The organism is Micromonospora sp. WMMA1949, assembly GCF_027460145.1.
Classification (GTDB): domain Bacteria; phylum Actinomycetota; class Actinomycetes; order Mycobacteriales; family Micromonosporaceae; genus Micromonospora.
Genome location: NZ_JAPZBG010000001.1, coordinates 1,290,045 through 1,310,991 on the forward strand (window position 1 = coordinate 1,290,045; position 20,947 = coordinate 1,310,991).

Sequence of the window (20,947 nt, forward strand, 5' to 3'; positions counted from 1 at the left end):
TACCGGGCGCAATTCCGGGCGGTTCCGCAAGATCGAGAATTGCGGCGCCGCCGACGAAAAGGGGTACGCACATGGCTGCGCGCCGGCACTTGAGTGTCGGCGCGCTTTTCGGTGTGGTGCGATTCAGTTTTCCGGGAACTGGAGATCAGGTCAGCGCGGGCTCGGCCAGACGGAGGAGGTCATCCGCCTCCGCCGCTGCCGCCGCAAGCCGATCGTTGTCGGCACGCAGACGCGTGATCTCGAACTCCAGTGCCTGAACCCTGGCACGCAGTCGGGTGACCTCGTCGAGCAGGCGCCGGTCGGGCGCTGCACTTACGTGGCCGTAGAGGGCCTTCGCCATGCTGACTCCTTGATGTGCGCTGCCGGAAAGGCCGGCCAACGCGCGCCCATGATGTTCGCGGCTGCCATTCCCACTGCATCGGGGCATGGCTGGGCGCGACTGGCGACACCTACATATTGAGCCGAAACCCCCTCCTTCGTCAAGTTGACCAAGGCCGTAGATCATCTCCACGTCGGCCGGTCCACTCGCCGGGGGGCTGCCAGAAGGCGCGGACACGCTCTGTCCGGACGCCTTTACTGTACGCCGGAAATGTGTGAACGACTCATCCTCGCCGCCGGCTTCGCCTTAACTCTTTCTTAGCCACGTTGCCGCAGCTCCGAGCGCACCCGTAGCGTCACCCGGGCCCGCAACCGACCCGTGGAGGGGACAGGCGTGTACCGCTGGAACGACCCGATCGAACCGGAGGGCGCCCGCCGGCGTCCCGAGCCGCCGACCGACGAGGGTCCGGCGTGGCTCAGCGACCGGCCCGAACCGCGGTCGTCGTACCTGTTCGGGGACGCCGCGCAGCAGCCGCCCGCCGGCTCCTACCCGCCGCCCCGCGACCGGTGGAACGGCGAGGAGCAGCCCACCACCGCGTGGCACGGCCAGGAGCCCGCATGGCAGGGCCAGGAGCCCGCGTGGCAGGGCCAGGAACAGTCCGGCGCGTGGCAGGGCCACGAGCAGCCCGCGGCCTGGCCGGGCCGGGAACAGCCCGCCTGGCAGGGCCACGACCAGCCGGCCGGCGGCTGGGAGCAGCCCGCCGCGACCTGGCAGCCGGCGACCGACGCCCCGGCCGACGACCGGCGGCGCCCGAAGCGGCGCCTGTCCCGGCCGTTGGTGATCGGCGGGGCCGCCGCCGCGGCGACGCTCGTGGTGAGCCTCGGCGTGGGCGCCGTCCTGCTGCCCGGCGACGACCAGGGCACGAAGCGCACCTCCGCCGACGCGCCGGTGGCCGCCGCGCCGCAGGCGCCCGACGGGACCGAGGAGGGGCCCGCCGACGCGCTCGCCCCCGAGTCGGCCAGCCCGTCCGCCGTACCGACCACCGCCGCGCCGAGCCCGACGAAGAAGACCACCCCGAAGCCGAGCCGCAGCACCGCCCCGTCGCGGCAGCAGGAGCGCAGCAGCGCACCGAGCGGCGGCGGGTCGAGCGGATCGAGCGGCGGCTCCACGAGCACCAAGGCCACCGCGACGACCGGGCTCAGTGCCGAACTCCAGAAAGTCGTCACGATCGTCAACCAGGAGCGGGCGAAGGCCGGCTGCAAGGCGCTGACCGTGAACGCCAAGCTGAACCTGGCCGCCCAGCGGCACAGCCAGGACCAGGCCGACCACAAGAAGATGGACCACACGGGCAGCGACGGCAGCCAGCCCTGGGACCGGGTCAAGGCGGCCGGCTACAGCTACCGCATGGTGGGCGAGAACGTGGCCTGGAACTACCAGACCCCGGCGGCGGTCATGGAGGGTTGGATGAACTCCGAGGGCCACCGCAAGAACATCCTCAACTGCTCGTACACCCAGATCGGGGTGGGCGTGGCGCGCAGCAACGGGCCGTACTGGACGCAGGTCTTCGCCACCCCGGCCTGACCGCGCGTCGTGACCGGCCCGGCGCTCGTTGACCCATCGGGGGCGGCGCCGGGCCGCCCGCGTCCGGGGAGCTGTCGATGCGGATCCGGCCGGGGTGGGCCGTGCCGCGCTCCCGGCCGGCCCACGTCCGCCGACGTGGCCCGCGCCGGGGCGTGGCGCTCGCGCTGATCGCGCTGCTGATCGCTCCGGTGCCGGCGTGCCGCCGGCCGCTCACCCCGCCCGGTGCGCCCACGCCCTGGCCGGCTGCGCAGGCCGGCAGCTGGCGGTGGCAGTGGCAGCTCACCGCCCCGGTGGACGTCGCTGTCGACGCCGACGTCTTCCTCCTCGACCCGGTGGCGGCCACCTCGGCCGAGACCGCGGCGCTGCGCGAGCGGGGCCGCCGGCTGGTCTGCCACGTCCGGGTCGGGACGTACGCCGCCGGCGACCCGGACGCCACCCGCTTCCCCGCCGCCGTACGCGGCGCGGCGGTGCCGGGGCGACCGGGAAGCCGATTCCTCGATGTACGGCGCTGGGACGCGCTCTCGCCGGTGCTGGCCGACCGGTTCCGGCTGTGCCGGGGCAAGGGCTTCGGCGCGGTGGCGCTGGCCGACGCGGACGGCTACCGGTACCGCTCCGGTTTCCCGCTGGACTTCGACGACCAGTTGCTGTTCAACCGCCGGCTGACCGGGCTGGCCCGCAAGCTCGACCTCTCCCCCGGTCTGGTCGACGACGTGGCGCAGGTGGCCGCGCTGGCGCCCGACTTCGACTTCGCGGTCAACCAGGAGTGCGTACGCCGCCGCGAGTGCGCGAAGCTGCTGCCGTTCGTCGACGCCGGCAAGCCGGTCTTCCACGTCGAGTACACGGGCGAGCCGGCGGACTTCTGCGTCACCTCGGTCGGCTACGGCTTCGCCTCGATCCGCAAGGACCGGCAGCTGGACTCGTGGCGGGAGCCGTGCGCGTTGCCGTGACACCGCGGCGCCCCCGCCCGTCGGCAAGCGGGGGCGCCGGGGTACGGGCTCAGCCGGTGGGCGCGCCGGTGGCCGGGGTGGTGGCCTCCCCGCCGCGCGGCGACGGCACCCCCGCGTGTTCCGCGCTCAGCGGGGTGGCCAGGTCCTCCAGCGACCTGCCCTCGGCCTTGACGCCGAGCGTCAGCTCCACCAGCCCACCGATGATCATGACGGTGGCGCCGATGACGAACGCCAGCACCGTCTGACCGACCTCGCCGCTGCCGACCAGCTTGGCGAAGAGGAGCGGGCCGGTGATGCCACCGGCGGCGGTGCCGATCGCGTAGAAGAACGCGATCGCCATGGCCCGGGTCTCCATCGGGAAGATCTCGCTGACCGTCAGGTACGCGGCGCTCGCGCCCGCCGAGGCGAAGAACAGCACCGCGCACCAGCAGGCGGTCATGGTCACCGCGCTCAGCACGCCGGAGTGGAACAGCCAGGCGGTGCCGAGCAGCAGCACGCCCGAGCCGATGTACGACCCGGCGATCATCGGCACCCGGCCCACGGTGTCGAACAGCCGGCCCAGCAGCAGCGGGCCGAGCAGGTTGCCGACCGCGATCACCGCGAAGTAGTAGCCGCTGTTGCCGGGCGGGACGTCGAAGAACGTCTCCAGGATCTGGGCGAACCCGAACGTGATCGCGTTGTAGAGGAACGCCTGGCCGATGAAGAGCGCGAAGCCCAGCGTGGCCCGTTTCGGGTAGCGGCGGAACAGCGTCCGGGCGATCTCCAGGAAGTTCGTGCTCTTCCGCTGCCGGATCTCGATGTAGTTGTCCGCCTCGGCGAGGTCCTTGCCGGTCTCCCGTCTCACCTCGGCCTCGACCGAGTCCACGAGGCGGTTGGCCTCGTCGGCGTGGCCGTGGATGAACAGCCACCGTGGGCTCTCCGGTACGTGCCGGCGGACCAGCAGGATCACCACGCCGAGCACCGCGCCCAGGCCGAACGCCACCCGCCAGCCGAGGTTCGTCGGGAGGCCGTTGAGCAGCGGTACGGTCAGCAGCGCGCCGAGCGCCGCGCCGAGCCAGAAGGTGCCGTTGATGATGATGTCGATGCGACCGCGGTGGCGGGCCGGGATCAGCTCGTCGATCGCCGAGTTGATGGCGGCGTACTCACCGCCGATGCCCATGCCGGTGAGGAACCGGAACAGGAAGAACCACCAGGTGTCGAACGACAGCGCGGTGAGCGCGGTGGCGACCAGGTACAGCCCGAGCGTCAGCAGGAACAGCTTCTTGCGGCCGAACCGGTCGGTGAGCCACCCGAACAGGAGCGCTCCGGTGCAGGCGCCCGCCACGTAGAGCGCGGCGGCCAGGCCGGTGACCTGGCTCTGGGTGATGTCCAGGCCGCTGCCGGGCTCGGCGAGCGTGCCGGAGAGGTTGCCGACGATCGTCACCTCGAGCCCGTCGAGGATCCAGACGGTGCCCAGACCGATGACGATCATCCAGTGCCAGCGGGACCACGGCAGCCGGTCGAGGCGGGCCGGGACGTTGGTCCGTACGGTGCCGGTTGCGGCGTCGGTGCTCACGACGCCCTCCGGGGGGATGCGGAGGCCGGGGCACGACGGGCCGCCGGCGATAGCTCTTCGTCCATGGCCGCCCACATGCCCCGGCGCCCGGTGGGTTAATCCCAGCTACCCGGGTCGACACTCCACGACGGCGCCGACACTCCAGGTGACGCCATGACTGAAGAGGTGCACGGAGAAGCGATATACCTGAGAGTCATAGTTATGACTCTCAGGTATATCGCTCAATAGTGGATGCCGTCTCCGCCCCCGGCACAGGCTGGACCGAGTGTCAAGGCACGACGGCCAGCTCCGGTGCCGGGGCGGGCGGCGGCTCGACGGCCGGAACAGGCCGGCGGCGGCGCATGAAGCGCGGCGCCCACCAGTTCGCGTCGCCCAGCAGCGTCATCACCGAGGGCAGCACGACCGCCCGGATGATCGTGGCGTCCAGCAGGATCGCCGCCGCCAGGCCGATGCCGAGCTGCTTGAAATCGATCATGCTGAGCGTGGCGAAGATGGAGAACACCGCCACCATCACCACCGCCGCGCTGGTCACCACACCGGCCGAGGAGGTGATGCCGTGCGCCACCGCCTCCCGGTTGGGCATACCCCGGTCGACCGCCTCGCGGATCCGGCTGACCACGAAGACGTGGTAGTCCATGGACAGTCCGAAGAGGACCACGAACAGGAACAGCGGCAGCCAGGTGACGATCGCGTCCATCGAGGTGAAGCCGAGCAGCCCTTCCGCCCAGGTGCTCTGGAAGACCAGCACCAGCAGCCCGTACGCGGCGCCGGCGGAGAGCAGGTTGAGCATGATCGAGGTCAGCGCCACCACCACCGACCGGAACGTCCACGCCATCACCAGGAACGTCAGCGCCAGCACGAACGCCGCGACGATCGGCAGCTTCGCCCAGATGTGGGCGGCGTAGTCCTCGCTGGCGGCCACGCCGCCGCCGACCGCGAACTCCACGCCCGGGATCCTGCCGAGCGTGGCCGGGACCAGGTCCTGGCGCAGCTCGTGCAGCGACCGGGACGCCTCGTCCGAGCGGCTGGCGTGCGGCGTGGCCACCTCGAGCACCGACACCCGCCGGTCCGCCGACACCTGGATCTCCGGGCCGTCCCCCTCGGCCGGCGCGAAGAGTGGGTCGGCGGCGGTGCGGCCGGCCAGGTCGGTGAGCGCGGCCCGCACCCGGTCGGCCTGCTCGGCGGGCGCCCGCACGGCGACGGTGTGGCTGGTGCCGTTGCTCGGGAAGGCCGCGGTGAGCCGGTCGTACGCCTGCATGGCCGGCGTGGTGCGCGGCACGTCCTCCGCGCCGGGGAACTTCAGCTTCATGCCGAGCGCGGGTGCGGCCAGCGCGAGCAGCAGCGCGACCGAGATCAGCAGCGTGGCCACCGGCGCGCGCAGCGCCGGCTTGAGCACCGCCGGCCAGAACCGGGGCCGGGCCGGCTGCCCGTCCCGCCCGGTGCGCGGCGCGGTGAGGCGCCACAGCAGCGGCACCCGCGGCCGGTCCACCCAGCGGCCGAGCTTCGCCAGCAGTGCCGGCAGCACGGTCAGGGAGCCGATCACGGCGACCGCGACCACCAGGATCGAGCCGACCGCCAGCGAGGAGAAGATCGCGTCCTGGGCGAGCAGCAGACCGCCCATCGAGATGATCACGGCGGTGCCGGAGACGACCACGGCGTGCCCGGAGGTCTCCGCGGCGATCTCCACCGCGTCCAGGCCGGAGCGGCCCTTCGCCCGTTCCTCCCGCTCCCGCCGCACGTAGAACAGCGAGTAGTCCACCCCGACCGCCATGCCGATCAGCAGGATGACGCTCGCCGTGGTGTCGGTGGCCGGCACCAGGTGCGAGGCGAGTGTGGAGAGACCCATCGCGGCGGCCACCGAGGAGAGCGCCAGCAGCACCGGCACCCCGGCGGCGATCAGCGCGCCGAACGCGATGATCAGGATCGCCAGCGTCACCGGGAGGCTGAGCAGCTCGGCGCGCTTGAAGTCCTTGCCGAGCGTGTCGTCGAGCGCCTTGTCGATCGACGGACCGCCGACCTGCTCCACCCGCAGCTGCGGGTGCGCGTCCTGCACCTTCGCGGTGGTGTCCCGCAGCGGCTGCACCCGGTCCCCGGCGGTGCCCGGGTCGCCGGACATGGTGATCGGTACCAGCAGCGCGGTGCCGTCGCGCGACGGCATCGGCGTACCGATCGAGGCCACGCCGTCGACCTGCCGCAGCCGGTCCGCCGCGTCCTGCGCCGCGGCCTTCGCGGCGGCCTGGTCGAGCGCACCCGAGCGGGCGGTGATCAGCACGTTCTCGGTCGCCGGCCGGTCGAACCCGCCACTGTCGACGATCAGCTGTGCCCGTCCGAACTCGCCGATCGCCTGATCCTCGTCGGTGGCCTCGTTCAGCCCGGCGGCGCTGCCGCCCACGAAACACACCGCCACGAAGACCACCCACAACGCGATCGCGCGCCACGGATGCTCCGCACTCCACCGTGCCAGCCGCACGGTCACCGGTCGCCTGCCCATGTCCCGGGTTCCACCCTCCTGATGCCGGCCCTGTGCCGACCCCAGATGACGCTAGGCAGCAGGCGGGGCCCCGACATCGGGGAACGGCCCCCGCTCGTCCCCGATCCGCCGGGCGAGGTCCGCGCGGCCGGAACCGGCCGCGCGGACCGGGCGGAAAAGGGCATCTCCGGGTACGCTCCGGCGCGTCTCCGGGGACCGTCGGGCGATGCACACCGGCGCAACCCCGAATCGGCTCGGGGTCATCCCCGGAGGGTGCCCCGGGGCCGCGGCTGGCATCGCGGGCAACTGTAGGAGGACCGGTTCATGAACGCCTCCCGCCGGATCGGCGCGCCGCAGCGCGGGCAGGGCTCACCCTCCCGGCCGTACGCGTTCAGCGACCGGTCGAAGTAGCCGCTCTCGCCGTTGACGTTCACGTACAGCTCGTCGAAGCTGGTGCCGCCCTGCTTGATCGCCTCGGCGAGCACGTCCCGCACATGCCCGAGCAGCCGCAGCGCGGCCGGGCGGGTCAGCGCGTCGGCCGGGCGGGTGCCGTGCAGCTTCGCCCGCCACAGTGCCTCGTCGGCGTAGATGTTGCCCACCCCGGAGATCAGCGTCTGGTCGAGCAGCGCGCGTTTGATCTCCGTACGTTTGCGCCGCAGCGCCGCCACGAACGCCTCGTCGGAGAACTCCGGGTCCATCGGGTCGCGGGCGATGTGGGCGATCTCGGCGGGCAGCTCCGCCCCGCCTTCGGAGACGGACAGCCCGCCGAACGTGCGCTGGTCGACGAAGCGCAGCTCCGGCCCGTCGTCGGCGAACCGGAACCGGACCCGCAGGTGCAGTTCGTCGGCCGCGCCGACCGGCTGCAGCAGCAGCTGGCCGGACATGCCGAGGTGGCCGATCACCGCGTCGCCGCTGTCCAGCGGCAGCCAGAGGTACTTGCCCCGGCGCCGCACGCCGGTGACCGTCCGGCCGGCGAGCACGTCGGCGAAGTGCGCGCCACCGGGCGCGTGCCGGCGTACCGCCCGCGGGTGCCGCACCTCGACGGCGGCGATCCGCCGGCCGATCACCCACTGGGCGAGTCCCAGCCGGACGGTCTCGACCTCGGGCAGCTCAGGCACGGCCGGCGCCCGCCTCGACGTCGGTCGTGTCGTCGCGGGCCTGCGACTCGTGCCGGGCCTGCGCCTCCGCGTCCGCCTCGGCCTGCGCCTCCGCCTCGGCCTGCTCGGTGAGCGTCCGCCAGGCCGACTCGGCCGCGCGCTGCTCGGCCTCCTTCTTGCTGCGTCCCTCCGCGCCGCCGTAGCGGTTGCCGGCCACCACCACCCAGGCGGTGAACGTCTTGAGGTGGTCCGGCCCGGTGCCCTCGATCCGGTACTCGGGCACGCCCAGTCCGAGCGCGGCGGTCAGCTCCTGGAGGCTGGTCTTCCAGTCCAGCGCCGCGCCCCGGCCCGCCGACTCGGCCATCAGCGGGTCGAACAGCCGGTGGATGACGATGGCCGCGGTGTCCAGGCCGTACTGGAGGTAGATCGCGCCCAGCAGCGCCTCCAGCGTGTCGGCCAGGATGCTCGCCTTGTCCCGTCCGCCGGTCGCCTCCTCGCCCTTGCCGAGCAGCAGGTACGCGCCCAGCCCGTCCGGGCCCAGACCACGCGCCACGTCGGCGAGCGCCCGCATGTTGACGACGCTGGCGCGCAGCTTCGCCAGCTGCCCCTCGGGCAGGTCGGGATGGTTGTGGAACAGCGCTGTGGTGATCACCACGCCGAGCACCGAGTCGCCCAGGAACTCCAGCCGCTCGTTCGTGGGCAGGCCGCCGTTCTCGTACGCGTACGAACGGTGGGTCAGCGCGCGTTCCAGCAGGTCCGGGTCGAGCGACACCCCGAAGGCCGCCTCCAGGTGGCCGACGGGAGCACGCCGCCGCTTGTCGTTGGTCATGGTGCTACCTCGGTGTCGTGTCGGTCAGGTGCGAGATCGTGCGGGATGTCGGCGAGCAGGGAACGGACCGTCCCGGCGGCGTCACGGCGCCACAGGTGGGCGGCGAGCGCGATACCGGAGGCGACGTCCTCGGAGCCGGCCGCGCCGTGGCACACGACCACGGTGCCGCCGACCCCGAGCAGAGCCGCGGCGCGCGGGGCGCCGCCGCGTGCGGGTGGGCCGCCGGCCATGGCGTACGCGCCCTCGATGGCCTTGAGCAGGACGTTTCCGGTGAAGCCGTCGGTCACCACGACGTCGGCGCGGGCGCCGAGCGAGATGTCGTACCCCTCGACCAGGCCGACGTAGCGGCCGTCGCAGGGCAGCGGCGCGGCGGCGAGCGCGGGCGCGGCGACGCGGCGCAACCGGTCGCCCTTGCCCGTCTCGAGGCCGACGGAGAGCAGTCCGACGCGGGGTGCGGTGACGGCGTGGGCCACCGACGCGTAGGCGGCGCCGAGGAGGGCGTGCCGGGCCAGCGTGGCCGGGCCGGGTTCGAGCGTGCCGCCCACGTCGAGCAGCACCACCGGCCCCTCGACGGCGGGCAGCGTGGCGGCGAGCGCGGGACGGCGTATCCCGGTCCAGCGGCCGAGGCCGAGCGCAGCGGCGGTGACTGTGGCGCCGGTCGAACCGGCGGAGACGACCGCGTCGGCGAGTCCGTCGCGGACGGCCTGCACGGCGGTGCGTACCGTGCTCTCGCCGCGGGCGGCGGTGGGATGGTCGGCCATGCCGACGACGGTCCGCACCGGGCGGACCGTGACCCGGGCGCGCTGGGCCGGGTCGAGCGCACCGATCAGCGCGTCGGCCACCTCGATCGGGCCGACGAGCATCAGGTGCAGGGCGGGATCCGTGCGTACCGCTCGCAGAGCGCCGTCAACCACGACGGCGGGAGCATCGTCCCCGCCGAGGAGGTCGACGGCGATCCGCGCGGTGCCCGGCTCCGACGGTCCGCCGACCATGAGCCGGTCGGCGGTGGCGGGAGCCGGGGCACCGGGCGAGAGCCTTGGTGCGCGCGTCACCCGACCGGTGGTCGGGGACGTCACTCGGCGGCCGGATCAGACGTCGAGGACCTGACGGCCGTTGTAGGTGCCGCAGACGGAGCAGGCGGCGTGCGGCAGCTTGGCCGACTTGCACTGCGGGCAGGCCACGGTCGCCACCGCCGAGGCCTTCCAGTTCGCCCGGCGGGCGCGGGTGTTGCTGCGCGACATCTTGCGCTTGGGGACGGCCACGGTTCTTACTCCTCTGTACGGGTCAGTTGCGTCAGGCTCGCCCAACGCGGGTCGACCTGCTGATGGCTGTGGTCGGCCGGCAGATCGTCCCAGTGCACCCCACACTCGGGGCACAGGCCTGGGCAGTCCTCCCGGCAGAGCGGGTTCGTCGGCAGCGCCAGCACCACCGCGTCCCGCAACGCCGGTTCCAGGTCGATCAGATCGCCCTGCATCCGGCCCACCTCGTCCTCCTCGGTCGTGTCGTCCGTGGTGCTGTTCTCGTACGCGTACAGCTCCTGGATCGTCACGGCCAACGAGTCGTCGATCTCGCGCAGGCAGCGGCCGCACTCGCCCTTGACGGGACCGGTGACGGTCCCGGAGACGAGTACGCCCTCGGACACCGACTCCAACCTCAGGTCGAGGTCGAGGTCCGCGCCCTCCGGCACGCCGATCAACTCCACGCCGAGGTCCGCCGGTGCCGGCACGACCCGCTTGTGCGTACGCAACGCGCCAGGTCGGCGCGGCAGTTCCCTCGTGTCGAGGACCAGCGGCGACCTGGGGTTGAGTGTGCTCGGCGAGTGTTTGGGCATAGTCAGACTCCGGCCGTTGAGAGGCCGACAAAGAAGGTTACCTGCCAGGTGGGCGGACCGTCGAACCGGGGGTTCGCCTCCGGCGCGACGGCAGCCGGCTGTCGGCGACCGGCCCGCGCGCCGCTCAGAAGGGTAGCGGGCGGTCCGCCTCGTCCCCGGCGAAGGTGCCGATCTCCCGCAGCGCGTGCATCTTGTCCCGGCCGCGCTCTATCGAGGCCAGCGCCCGGGTGAGGAACTGCTCGAAGTTCGCCAGTGCGGTGTCGACATAGTCGTCCACCTCCTCGCGGAGGCGCTGCGCCTCGGCCCGCGCCTCGGCGATGATCCGGGCGCCCTCGTGCTCGGCCGAGACGGTGATCTCGTTGACCGAGACGAGCCGGGCGTGTTCCGCCTCACCCTCGCTGATGATCCGGTCGGCCTCGCGCTTGCCGGCCTCCATGATCTTGTCCCGCTCCTCCAGCAGCGCCGCGGCCCGGCGCAGGTCGGCGGGAAGCTCCGCGCGCAGCTCGTCGAGCGCGGCGATCATCTCGCCGCGGTCGACCATGCAGTTGTTGCGCGACATCGGGACGGAGCGGGCCTGCTCCACCATGGCGATCATTTCGTCGATGCGATCGAGCGGGTCCACCGGTACCTCACTCCTGTCTTCGTCGGCCGCTCTCCATCATGCGGCCTCGCGCCCGGTCCCGGCGCTGCAGACATCATGTCGCGCCCGAGCCACAAGCACCCCACCCGCCCCACCCGGCGCGTCGCCCACCCCCGGCGGAGGGTCAGGGGCGGAGGCGGGCAGAGAGCTGCTCGCGGACCAGGTCGGGGACGTGGGCGGAGATGTCGCCGCCCCACTTCGCCACGTCCTTGATCAGGCTGGACGAGATGAACGAGTAGAGCGGGTTGGTCGGCATGAACAGCGTCTCCACGCCGGCCAGGCCGATGTTCATCTGGGCCATCTGCAGCTCGTAGTCGAAGTCGCTCACCGCACGCAGGCCCTTGATCAGCACACTCGCCTGCTGCGCGCGGCAGAAGTCGACGAGCAGGCCGCGGAACGACTCCACCCGGACGTTGTCGTACGAGGCGGTGACCTCGTGGAGCATGTCGATCCGCTCCTCGACCGTGAACAGGCCCTGCTTCGACTGGTTGACCAGCACTCCGACGATCACCTCGTCGAACAGCCGGCTGGCCCGGCCGATGATGTCGAGGTGTCCGTTGGTGACCGGGTCGAACGAGCCTGGGCACACCGCACGTCTCATGATCGGCGACCGTACCAAAGAGTGGTCTCGCCGTAACGTCTGCTGCGCTCCGGAGTGACACCTTCCACCCACGTGACCGGTCCGGTACGGCTGGACCGCTCGACGACCACCAGGGCGTCCGGGGCGAGCCACCCGCCGTCGACCAGCGCCGCCAGCATCGCGGTGATCTCGGCGTCCGGCACCGCGTACGGCGGATCGGCGAAAACCACGTCGTACGGCCCGCCGTCGGGGCCGGCCGCCAGCACGCCGGCGACCTTGCCGGTGACCAGGCGGGCGGCCGGCGCGGCCCGCAGCGCGGCGATGTTCTCCCGGATCACCCGGGCGGCCCGCGCGTCGGACTCGACGAGCAGCACGTGGGCCGCGCCCCGCGACAGCGCCTCCAGACCGACCGCGCCGGAACCCGCGTACAGGTCGGCGAAACGGGCCCCGTCCAGGTCGACATGGGAGTCCACGGCGCTGAACAGCGCCTCGCGGACCCGGTCGGAGGTGGGCCGGGTGCCGGCACCCGGTGGCGCGGCGATCCGCCGGCCGCCGAGCGTGCCGGCCACGATCCGGGTCACCGTCGCTCCCTGCGCATGCCCCGACGCTACGCGACGCCGCGAGGCGGGCACGACGTACCCGGCGCGACGATCGGTGACTCGACGTACATCAATGATCTCGAATACATAACGGACCCTTTACGACCCTTCGATCACGGTGACGCCCGCACTGTCGATCTCGCTAGGGTCTGGCCCGATTGCCGAGCGGACGCGTGGCTCCGGTCCCACCGCCCGGTCTCTCCCATCCTCCCCTCGTCAGGAGTAGGCGTGAACCGTCTCCACCTCCGGCGTGCCGCCGTCCTCACCGCCGGCGCGCTGCTCGGCCTCGCGGGCGTCGGCACCGTCGCCGGCCCGGCCGCCGCCCACCACCCCGAACCGTCCGGCAGCTACTGCGCCGCCGAGAACGGCACCGTCACCGTGACCTGGTCGGTGATCAGCAGCGAGACCGACATCTCCGGCCGCATCACCACTGTCGAATCCACGGTGCCCGGCCCGATCAGCGGCGGGCTGGCGGTCGGCGCGGAACTCAAGCCGGCCGGCCAGGGCCCGCTGACCGGCACCCAGACCCACACGTTCGCCGGCCCGATCCCGGAGCTGAAGCTGACCGTGGCCGCGCACTGGGAGCGGGGCCGCAAGTCGCACGACGGCCAGCGCACGGTGGTGGCCCGTCCGGGTCGCGACTGCGCGACGCAGAGCCCGTCACCGTCGCCCAGTACGCCGTCGAGCCCCACCCCCACGCCGAGCACGCCCGCCTCGCCGACCCCGACGCCGTCGGCGTCCGTCCCGCCGAGCCCGTCCACCCCGCCGACGCCGTCCGCCCCGCCGGCCGAGCCCGCCGAACCGGTCTTCAAGCTGGACCAGGACTGCGACTCGATGACCTTCATCGTGGAGAACCCGGCCGACGGCATCGCCTTCACCGCCACGTTCACCACCGAGAAGGGCGAGAGCAGGAAGCTCGTCTCCGAACCGGGCAAGTCCGGCTCGGTCGAGTTCGCGGCGTACCGGGGCCTCACGGTCACCGTGAAGTACGACGTGGTCGAGGAGTCCGAGACCATTCCGTACACCGCGCCGCGGGACTGCTCCGGGCAGGGCGGCGGCCTGCCGGTCACCGGCCCGGCCGTGGGCGCCGTCGCCGGTGGCGCGGTGCTGCTGCTGGCCGCCGGCTTGGTGCTGTTCGTGGTGGCCCGTCGCCGTCGGATCCGCTTCACCGCCTGATCCGCCGATCTCGCTGATCCGCACCGAGGGCGCGTCGACCACCCGGTCGGCGCGCCCTCGCCGTGGGTACGGCGGTCAGACCGCGTCGAGCACCGACGTGATCGCGACCGGGTCGACCTCGGCCTGGTTGGTCAGCAGGACGAGCCGCTCGTCGGAGCCGGGCAGCCAGGCGGCGAACGCCTTGTAGCCACCGTTGTCCCCGGAATGGTGCAGCGCCCGCCGGCCGGCCAGCGGGCCGACGAAGAACCCGTAGCCGTACGCCTCGTCGGGCCGCCCGGTCGGCGCGTGCGGTGCGGTCATCGCCGCCACCGAGGCCGGGGCGAGCAGCCGGCCCCGGCGCGGTACGTCGAGCCAGGTGAGCAGGTCCGCCCCGGTGCACCAGACGTCACCCGCGCCCATGCTGACGGTCTCCAGATCCCACGACGGCACCGGCCGGCCGCTCTCGTGTCCGGTCGCCACGTCCGGCCGCCCGTCGCCGGCACCGGCGAAGCTGCCCGTCATGCCCAGCGGCGCGAAGACCTCCTCGGCGAGGAACTCGGCGTACGGCCGGTCGGCCACCCGTTCGACGGTCCGGGCCAGCAGCACGTAGCCGGGGCTGCTGTAGTGCCACCCGGTTCCGGGCCGGAACAGCGGCGGCAGCGCCGCGAACCGGTCGAGCAGGTCGTCCGGCTCGGCCGGCCCGTGCAGGTCGATCGCCGGGTAGTCCTCCCAGTGGCCCAGGCCGGACGTATGGGTGAGCAGATGGTGCAGCGTGATGCCGGACCATTCCGGCGGTGGCGTGCCGGGCAGCCGGCGCACGACCGGGTCGGACAGGCTCACCGCTCCCCGCTCGGCGAGCAGCAGCACCGCCACCGCGGCCATCTGCTTGCTGATCGAGGCGATCTGGAATCGCGTCGCCGGGGTGCAGCGCCGGCCGGACGCCTCGTCGGCGACTCCGGCGACCCGGTCCACCAGAAGCTCGTCACCTCGGGCCAGAAGCAGCACACCGCGTTCGGGTGATGGTGTCGACATCTGCGCGAGCCTAGGCACACGACGTGCGTGCCGCAGCCCCGCGACCGCGCCGGCCCGCCGTCAGCCCTTCTCCAGATATTCGGCGCGTTCCTCGTCGACGAGCGCGGCCACCGACGCCGCCAGCGCCGGGTGCCGGGCCAGATCCGGGTCGTCCTCGACCAGTTCGATCGCCTCGGCCCGCGCGTCGCGGATCAGCTCGGCGTCGCGCAGCAACGACAGCAGCCGCAGGTGCGAGCGCCGGCCGGACTGGGTCGCGCCGAGCACGTCACCCTCGCGACGCTGCTCCAGGTCGAGTTCGGCGAGCTTGAACCCGTCGGTGGTGGAGGCGACCGCGTCCAGCCGCTCCCGCGCCGACGAACCCTCGGCCGCCTCGGTCACCAGCAGGCAGAGACCGGCTGCCGAACCCCGGCCGACCCGGCCGCGCAACTGGTGCAGCTGGGAGACGCCGAACCGGTCGGCGTCCAGCACGATCATCACCGTCGCGTTCGGCACGTTCACGCCGACCTCGACCACAGTGGTCGCGACGAGCACGTCCAGCTCGCCGTCGGCGAACGCGCGCATCACCGCGTCCTTCTCGTCGGCCGGCAGCCGCCCGTGCAGCACCCCGATCCGCAGCCCGTGCAGCGGCCCCTCGGCCAGCAGCGGCGCCACCTCGGTCACCGCCAGCGGCGGGCGGCGGCCGTTGTCGTCCTCCCGAGGCGCCTCCTCGTCCGACACCGGCCCTTCACCGATGCGCGGGCACACCACGTACGCCTGGTGGCCCTTGGCGACCTCCTCGCGCAGCCGGCGCCACGCCCGGTCGAGGAACGCCGGCTTCTCGGCGGCCGGGACCACGTGCGAGGCGATCGGCGAGCGGCCCTGCGGTAGCTGGGACAGCGTGGACGTCTCCAGATCGCCGTAGACGGTCATCGCCACGGTGCGCGGGATCGGGGTGGCCGTCATGACCAGCACGTGCGGCGGCTGCTCGGCCTTGGCGCGCAGCGCGTCGCGCTGCTCCACGCCGAAGCGGTGCTGCTCGTCCACCACCACCAGGCCGAGGTCGTGGAAGTCGACGCCCTCGTAGAGCAGGGCGTGCGTGCCGAGCACGATGCCGGCGCGGCCCTCGGCCACCTCGGCCAGTGCCCGGCGCCGGGCCGCCGCGCCGAGCGAGCCGGTGATCAGCTCCACCCGCGTGGCGTCGTCGGCGGCACCCAGCTCACCGGCCCGGCCGAGCGGGCCGAGCAGGTCGAGGATGCCCCGGTGGTGCTGGGCGGCGAGCACCTCGGTCGGGGCCAGCAGCGCGGCCTGCCCACCGGCGTCGACCACCTGGAGCATGGCGCGCAGCGCGACCACCGTCTTGCCGGAGCCCACCTCGCCCTGGAGCAGCCGGTGCATCGGGTGCGCCCGGGCCAGGTCGGCGGCGATCTCCCGCCCGACGACCTGCTGGCCGGAGGTCAGCTCGTACGGCAGCCGGGCGTCGAACGCGTCGAGCAGCCCGCCCGCCTTCGCCGGCCGGGCCCGCCCCGGCGACGCCGCCGCCCAGTGCTTGCGCTGCACCAGCGTGAGCTGCACGGCGAACGCCTCGTCCCACTTCAGCCGGCGGCGGGCCCGGTAGAGCGCCTCTTTGCTGGTCGGACGGTGGATCTCGCGCAGCGCGGTGCCGATGTCGGCCAGGTTGCGGGTGGCCCGCACGGTGGCCGGCAACGGGTCCTCGGGCGGGGTGAACGTGTCGAGCACGACGCGCACGCAGCGGGCGATCACCCAGGTCGGCACCGCCGCCGCGGCCGGGTAGACCGGGATCAGCGCCCCGGCGAACTCCTCGACCTCCTCGTTCGCCGCCGCCTCGCCCTCGCCGCCCTCGCCGAGCAGGACGTACTCGGGGCCGTTGAGCTGGCGCTTCCCACGGAACTCGGTCACCTTGCCGGCGAACAACCCCCACCGGCCCGGCCGCAGCTCCCGCTCCCGCCACGCCTGGTTGCCGAAGAACGTGCAGGTGAGCACGCCGCCGGAGCCGTCGCCGACGGTCACCTCCAGCAGGTTGCCGCGCCGCTGACGCATCGGGCGGACCGCGGTGCGCTGCACCTGGGCCAGCACGGTGACCTGCTCCCCCACGTCGAGCGAACGGATGTCGGTGTGCTCGCCGCGTTCGTCGTACCGGCGCGGGAAGTGGTAGATCAGGTCGCCCGCGGTGTGCAGGTCGAGGTGCCCGGCCAGCGCCTTCGCGGTGCGATCGCCGACCAGCTTCTTCAGCGGCGTGTCCACGGTGGCCGCTTCACTCGTCATTCGACCCCCACCAGGAGCGGATAGTGCGGCTGCCCGCCCTCGTACGCCTGCACCTCGACGAACGGCCAGGCCCCCTCGACATGCGCGCGGACCCGGTCGGCCAGCCCGGCCGGCGCGTCAGCGCCGCAGAGCAGCGTGACCAGTTCGCCGCCACCGCCGAGCATCCGGTCCACCACGGCGGTGCAGGTGTCGACCAGATCCTGCCCGATCAGGTGCACCTCGCCCTCGACCAGGGCCAGCACGTCACCCGGGCGGGCCGGCCCGGCGACCGTCAGTGCCTCCCGGGCGGCATGGCAGACCTCCGCGTACCGGCAGGCGCCGGCCGCCTCGGCCATCGCGATCACGTCGTCCTCGAAGCGCCGCTTCGGATCGCGGACGGCCAGCGCCGCGAGCGCCTGCACCGGCGAGCGGGTGGGCACCACGCTCACCTTCACGCCGAGGCCGTGCGCCTCCCGGGCCGCCGCGCTCGCCACCGACTGGGTGTTCGGGTCGTTCGGCAGCACCACCACCCGGGCGGCGCCGGTGGCCCGGATCGCGTCGAGCAGCTCACCCGTGGACGGGTTGGCGGGCACCACCACGGCACCCTCGGCGGCGAACAGCTCCGCGATGCCCGCGCCGGTGGCCACCACCACGGCGGCCCGCCCCTCGGGCAGCGGCACCTGCGGCGCCGGGGCGGCCTGGTCGGCGAAGCGGGTCACGCTGATCCGGTGCGGACGGCCGGCGACCACGCCCGCCTCGACCGCCGCCCCGATGTCGTTGACGTGCACGTGCACGTTCCAGGTGCCGGCGCCGTCGCCGACGATCGCCAGGGAGTCGCCGAGCGCGTCCAGTTCGGCACGCAGCCGCGCCACCGCCTCGTCGCCTGCCTCGAGCAGATACTGCACCTCGTAGGCGTACGCGTCGGAACCGCTCTCCCGCACCGCCGTGGCCGGCGCGCGGCGGGCGGGCGGCGCGGGCACCGGCTGCCCCGGGCTCTCCCCCGTGATCACCTCGACCAGCGCGTCCAGCAGCAGGCACAGGCCGCGCCCGCCGGCGTCGACCACGCCCGCGCGGGCCAGCTCCGGCAACTGCTCGGGGGTACGCGCCAGCGCGTGCGCCGCCGCCTCGGCCGCGGCCCGGGCCACGGCGCGCAGGTCGTCGCTGTCCGCCCGGCGGGCCGCGTGCGCCGCGGCGGCCACCACGCTGAGCAGCGTGCCCTCGACCGGCCGGGCCACCGCGGCGTACGCGGCGGTGGTGGCGTCGGCCAGCGCGTCGGCGAGCTGCCGCCCGCGCACCGCGGGCACGGCGGCGAGCGTGTCGGCGAGACCGCGCAGGATCTGCGAGAGGATCACGCCGGAGTTGCCGCGCGCCCCGAGCAGCGCGCCCCGGGCCATCAGCCGCAGCGCGTGCCCGTGCGGGGTGTGCCCGTCGTCGGGGAGCGTGCCGAGGTCCATGGCCAGCGCCTGCTGAGCCGAGGTGAGCGTGAGCACCAGGTTGGTGCCGGTGTCGCCGTCGGGCACCGGATAGACGTTGAGGTCGTCGATCTCGCCCTGGTGGGTGCGGAGGGCTGCGAGCCCGCTCGCGCACCAGCGGCGTACCGCTGCGGCGTCGAGGGTCTCCAGCACGTCGGGAAGCCTACTGGCGCACACCGACACGCGCCGGGGTCGGCCGCCGCGTGTCCGCCCCGGCCGACGGCCCGGGCGGGACGCCGGTACGCTGGGTGGGCTCGCGAAAGGGCCGGTTGGGCGTACCGACTGTCATCGGGTAACCTGACCAGGTTGCCTGGGCAGCGCCTGGCGGCGACCTCATGAACGTTTCAATCCCAGGAGTATCCCGTGGCTAGCGTGTGCGACGTCTGTGGCAAGGGGCCGGGCTTCGGCCACAACGTGTCCCACTCGCACCGGCGGACCAACCGCCGCTGGAACCCGAACATCCAGTCGGTGCGCACCCCGGCCGGTGGCGGCAACACCAAGAAGTTGAAGGTCTGCACCTCGTGCATCAAGGCCGGCAAGGTCACCCGCGCCTGACGCGGTAGCGCCACCGGAACATCGTCGGTCGCCGGCGGATCCCTTCGGGGTCCGCCGGCTTCTGTCGTGTCCCGGCGGCCCGTCGCCCGGTATCCACCGACCCGCGCCGCACCCCTGACCGACCGTACGGCGACCCACTGGTACGAGCCGGTTAGGGTGCTGCTGCGCCGGCCGTCCGGTTTCCGGCGCGAGCCGTGGGGAGGGTGACCGGTGGACCTCGATCTGGGTCGCGAGCAACTGGTGGTCGTGGGCGCGTCGTTCGGCTCACTGAGCTGGTTCGACCAGCACCTGCCGGCCGGCACCGTGGTGCTCGTCGAGGAGCCGGACGTGATCGCCCGCCGCGGCCTGGCCCGGTTCGCCGAGCGGCTGCCGATGATCTGGCGCCTCGTCGCCGCCGAGTACCAGACCGGCTTCGACCCCGACGACCTGCTCGCCCGCGAGCCCGCCCTGGCCGACGCCCGGCTGGTCCTGCCCGGCCTGGAGTACGCGGTCGGGGCCGCCGCCCGGCTCGCCGAACGGCTCGGGCTGCCCGGCGCCGGCGCGGAGGCCGCGGACGTCTTCTCCGACAAGCACCGGATGCGGCTGCTCGCCGACCGGATCGGGCTGGCCAACCCCGCCTACGAGCTGGTCGACGACCCGGCGCGGGCGGTGGAGTTCGCGCAGGCGCACGGCGGCCGGTGCGTGCTCAAGCCCACCCGCCGCTCCGGCAGCCTGGGTGTGCAGCTGATCACCGACCCGGCCGAGGTGCCGGCCCGCTGGGCGGCCAGTGCCGCCCCGCCCGACCCGGACGAGGCCACCGAGCGCGGCCTGCCCACCGGTGTGCTGGTCGAGGAACTGCTCGTCGGCTCCGAGCACAGCGTGGAACTGCTCGTGGCCGAGGGCGACGTGGTCTTCGCCAACGTCACCGACAAGCGGATCGCCGGCGGGCGCTACCCGGTCGAGACCGGCCACACCGTGCCGTCCGCGCTGCCCGCCGACGCGCGTGACGCGCTGCGCGCCGCCGCGGTACGCCTCGCCGAGGCGTCCGGCTTCCGCAGCGGCGTGCTGCACAGCGAGTGGATCCTCGCCGACGGGGTGCCGACGCTGGTGGAGTGCGCGGCCCGGATGCCGGGCGACATGATCCCGGCGCTCATCTCGATCGCCTACGAGCGGGAGTTCATCGAGGCGTACCTGCGGATCCTGCGCGGTGAACGCCCGGCGCTGCCGGCGCGGGCGACCGGCGCGGCGGCGGTCGAGTTCCTGATCGCGCCGCCCGGCCGGGTCACCGCCGTGGACGGCAGGCGCGACGCGCTGCGCGCGCCGGGCGTGCTCGACGTGCAGGTGGAGACGAAGGTCGGTCAGACAGTGCCGGAGCTGCTCTCCTCGGCGCACCGCAGCGGGCACCTGATGGCCTGGGGCGCGACCCCGGACGAGGCGGCGGACGCCGCGCGTCGCGCCGCCGGGGCGATCCGCATCTCGGTGGGCTAGAGGGTACGGCCGAACGACAGGCAGCCCGGGGCGTCCTTGTAGAAGCCGAAGTTCGGGATCAGCTCGTAGCCCGCCGAGGTGTACATGGCGATCGCCTCGGGTTGCTTGTCGCCGCACTCCAGCACGATCCGCTTGCGGCCGTGGTCGCGGGCGGACCGCTCGACCGCGCCGAGCACCGCGCGGGCCACGCCCCGGCCCCGGGCCGCCGGGTCGGTGTACATCCGCTTCAGCTCGGCCGTGTCGCCGTCCTCGCCGTGGCTGCGCCAGCCGCCGCAGCCGACCGGCCGCCCGTCCAGGTAGGCGACGAGGAACACGCCCTCCGGCGGGGTGAACTCGGCCGCGTCGACGGGGGTCTCGTCGCCGCTGCCGCCGTACCGGGCGCCGAGGTCGGCCAGCGCCGCCCGGATCAGCGCCTGCGACTCGGGCGCGTCGAAGCGCCGCTCCCGGATCTCGATCTCGCTCACCGTGCCAGGTTACGACCGCCGCGGGCCCGGCCCCGGCCCGGCGGCCCGCGGTCGGACGCAGATCACTCCGCCGTGCCGCGGCTGTGCCGGCTATTCCGCTCTGCGGCGGCTGT

The 20,947-nt window shown here is 73.6% G+C and carries 20 protein-coding genes; 5 read left to right on the top strand and 15 right to left on the bottom strand.

The window, feature by feature from the left end; translation table 11 throughout:
- Positions 1–145 precede the first annotated feature (145 nt).
- Positions 146–340 (bottom strand): hypothetical protein, encoded by a 195-nt coding sequence (locus O7607_RS05755; protein WP_013284566.1) that lies wholly within the window; start codon positions 338–340, stop codon positions 146–148.
- 372 nt (positions 341–712) lie between these two features.
- On the opposite strand from O7607_RS05755, the gene O7607_RS05760 reads away from it, so the two are divergent.
- Together O7607_RS05760 and O7607_RS05765 are read left to right on the top strand one after the other, a co-directional pair.
- Positions 713–1,900, top strand: a complete 1,188-nt coding sequence (locus O7607_RS05760) for a CAP domain-containing protein (RefSeq protein ID WP_269701524.1) — start codon at positions 713–715, stop codon at positions 1,898–1,900.
- A 77-nt stretch (positions 1,901–1,977) separates the two neighbouring features.
- Positions 1,978–2,847: an endo alpha-1,4 polygalactosaminidase gene (locus O7607_RS05765; RefSeq protein ID WP_269701526.1), complete on the top strand. Its 870-nt coding sequence runs from the start codon at positions 1,978–1,980 to the stop codon at positions 2,845–2,847.
- Between the two features lie 49 nt (positions 2,848–2,896).
- Here the strand turns inward: O7607_RS05765 and O7607_RS05770 are convergent, their stop codons facing one another.
- The 10 genes from O7607_RS05770 to rsmD form a co-directional block, all read right to left on the bottom strand.
- A complete protein-coding gene (locus O7607_RS05770) occupies positions 2,897–4,402 on the bottom strand; it encodes an MFS transporter (RefSeq protein ID WP_269701527.1) in 1,506 nt (501 codons plus the stop codon).
- A gap of 268 nt (positions 4,403–4,670) precedes the next feature.
- On the bottom strand, positions 4,671–6,893 hold the full coding sequence (locus tag O7607_RS05775; RefSeq protein WP_269701528.1) for an MMPL family transporter: 2,223 nt from the start codon (positions 6,891–6,893) through the stop codon (positions 4,671–4,673).
- Between the two features lie 239 nt (positions 6,894–7,132).
- Positions 7,133–7,990 (bottom strand): bifunctional DNA-formamidopyrimidine glycosylase/DNA-(apurinic or apyrimidinic site) lyase, encoded by an 858-nt coding sequence (gene mutM, locus O7607_RS05780; protein WP_269701529.1) that lies wholly within the window; start codon positions 7,988–7,990, stop codon positions 7,133–7,135.
- On the bottom strand, positions 7,983–8,798 hold the full coding sequence (gene rnc, locus O7607_RS05785) for a ribonuclease III (RefSeq protein ID WP_269701530.1): 816 nt from the start codon (positions 8,796–8,798) through the stop codon (positions 7,983–7,985). Before rnc ends, mutM begins: the two co-directional genes overlap by 8 nt.
- Complete coding sequence (locus tag O7607_RS05790; protein WP_269706901.1) at positions 8,795–9,790, bottom strand: phosphate acyltransferase PlsX; 996 nt, start codon at positions 9,788–9,790, stop codon at positions 8,795–8,797. Before O7607_RS05790 ends, rnc begins: the two co-directional genes overlap by 4 nt.
- A gap of 96 nt (positions 9,791–9,886) precedes the next feature.
- Positions 9,887–10,060 (bottom strand): 50S ribosomal protein L32, encoded by a 174-nt coding sequence (gene rpmF / locus O7607_RS05795; protein WP_269701532.1) that lies wholly within the window; start codon positions 10,058–10,060, stop codon positions 9,887–9,889.
- Positions 10,061–10,065: 5 nt separating this feature from the next.
- The gene (locus O7607_RS05800) at positions 10,066–10,629 is read right to left on the bottom strand and encodes a YceD family protein (RefSeq protein ID WP_135243737.1); all 564 of its coding nucleotides are present in this window, start codon (positions 10,627–10,629) and stop codon (positions 10,066–10,068) included.
- A 124-nt stretch (positions 10,630–10,753) separates the two neighbouring features.
- Positions 10,754–11,251, bottom strand: coding sequence for a hypothetical protein (locus tag O7607_RS05805; protein WP_269701534.1), 498 nt, complete (start codon positions 11,249–11,251; stop codon positions 10,754–10,756).
- Between the two features lie 142 nt (positions 11,252–11,393).
- Entirely contained in the window at positions 11,394–11,870 is a 477-nt protein-coding gene (coaD, locus tag O7607_RS05810; RefSeq protein WP_269701535.1) for a pantetheine-phosphate adenylyltransferase, read from the bottom strand.
- On the bottom strand, positions 11,867–12,430 hold the full coding sequence (rsmD, locus tag O7607_RS05815; RefSeq protein ID WP_269701536.1) for a 16S rRNA (guanine(966)-N(2))-methyltransferase RsmD: 564 nt from the start codon (positions 12,428–12,430) through the stop codon (positions 11,867–11,869). Before rsmD ends, coaD begins: the two co-directional genes overlap by 4 nt.
- A gap of 246 nt (positions 12,431–12,676) precedes the next feature.
- On the opposite strand from rsmD, the gene O7607_RS05820 reads away from it, so the two are divergent.
- On the top strand, positions 12,677–13,624 hold the full coding sequence (locus O7607_RS05820) for a cell wall anchor protein (protein WP_269701537.1): 948 nt from the start codon (positions 12,677–12,679) through the stop codon (positions 13,622–13,624).
- A gap of 75 nt (positions 13,625–13,699) precedes the next feature.
- On the opposite strand, the gene O7607_RS05825 is transcribed toward O7607_RS05820, so the two are convergent.
- From O7607_RS05825 to O7607_RS05835, 3 genes are read right to left on the bottom strand one after another with little or no spacing between them, the layout of a single operon-like run.
- The gene (locus O7607_RS05825) at positions 13,700–14,635 is read right to left on the bottom strand and encodes a serine hydrolase domain-containing protein (protein WP_269701538.1); all 936 of its coding nucleotides are present in this window, start codon (positions 14,633–14,635) and stop codon (positions 13,700–13,702) included.
- Between the two features lie 60 nt (positions 14,636–14,695).
- Entirely contained in the window at positions 14,696–16,897 is a 2,202-nt protein-coding gene (gene recG, locus O7607_RS05830; RefSeq protein ID WP_269701539.1) for an ATP-dependent DNA helicase RecG, read from the bottom strand.
- Positions 16,894–18,501, bottom strand: a complete 1,608-nt coding sequence (locus O7607_RS05835; protein WP_269701541.1) for a DAK2 domain-containing protein — start codon at positions 18,499–18,501, stop codon at positions 16,894–16,896. The genes recG and O7607_RS05835 overlap by 4 nt, the downstream gene beginning before the upstream one ends.
- A 210-nt stretch (positions 18,502–18,711) precedes the next feature.
- Between O7607_RS05835 and rpmB the strand changes: the two genes are divergently transcribed.
- Positions 18,712–18,903, top strand: a complete 192-nt coding sequence (gene rpmB / locus O7607_RS05840; RefSeq protein WP_011905179.1) for a 50S ribosomal protein L28 — start codon at positions 18,712–18,714, stop codon at positions 18,901–18,903.
- A 210-nt stretch (positions 18,904–19,113) separates the two neighbouring features.
- Positions 19,114–20,370, top strand: a complete 1,257-nt coding sequence (locus tag O7607_RS05845; RefSeq protein WP_269701543.1) for an ATP-grasp domain-containing protein — start codon at positions 19,114–19,116, stop codon at positions 20,368–20,370.
- Here O7607_RS05845 and O7607_RS05850 read toward each other — a convergent pair.
- On the bottom strand, positions 20,367–20,834 hold the full coding sequence (locus tag O7607_RS05850) for a GNAT family N-acetyltransferase (protein ID WP_269701545.1): 468 nt from the start codon (positions 20,832–20,834) through the stop codon (positions 20,367–20,369). The genes O7607_RS05845 and O7607_RS05850 overlap by 4 nt on opposite strands.
- Between the last annotated feature and the right edge of the window lie 113 nt (positions 20,835–20,947).

Bases quoted from the DNA above. Each gene is read 5' to 3' on its own strand.
- rnc (WP_269701530.1), bottom strand. From the start codon at position 8,798: ATGACCAACGACAAGCGGCGGCGTGCTCCCGTCGGCCACCTGGAGGCG.
- O7607_RS05775 (WP_269701528.1), bottom strand. From the start codon at position 6,893: ATGGGCAGGCGACCGGTGACCGTGCGGCTGGCACGGTGGAGTGCGGAG.
- O7607_RS05765 (WP_269701526.1), top strand. From the start codon at position 1,978: ATGCGGATCCGGCCGGGGTGGGCCGTGCCGCGCTCCCGGCCGGCCCAC.
- O7607_RS05800 (WP_135243737.1), bottom strand. From the start codon at position 10,629: ATGCCCAAACACTCGCCGAGCACACTCAACCCCAGGTCGCCGCTGGTC.
- coaD (WP_269701535.1), bottom strand. From the start codon at position 11,870: ATGAGACGTGCGGTGTGCCCAGGCTCGTTCGACCCGGTCACCAACGGA.
- O7607_RS05790 (WP_269706901.1), bottom strand. From the start codon at position 9,790: ATGGTCGGCGGACCGTCGGAGCCGGGCACCGCGCGGATCGCCGTCGAC.
- recG (WP_269701539.1), bottom strand. From the start codon at position 16,897: ATGACGAGTGAAGCGGCCACCGTGGACACGCCGCTGAAGAAGCTGGTC.
- O7607_RS05755 (WP_013284566.1), bottom strand. From the start codon at position 340: ATGGCGAAGGCCCTCTACGGCCACGTAAGTGCAGCGCCCGACCGGCGC.
- O7607_RS05825 (WP_269701538.1), bottom strand. From the start codon at position 14,635: ATGTCGACACCATCACCCGAACGCGGTGTGCTGCTTCTGGCCCGAGGT.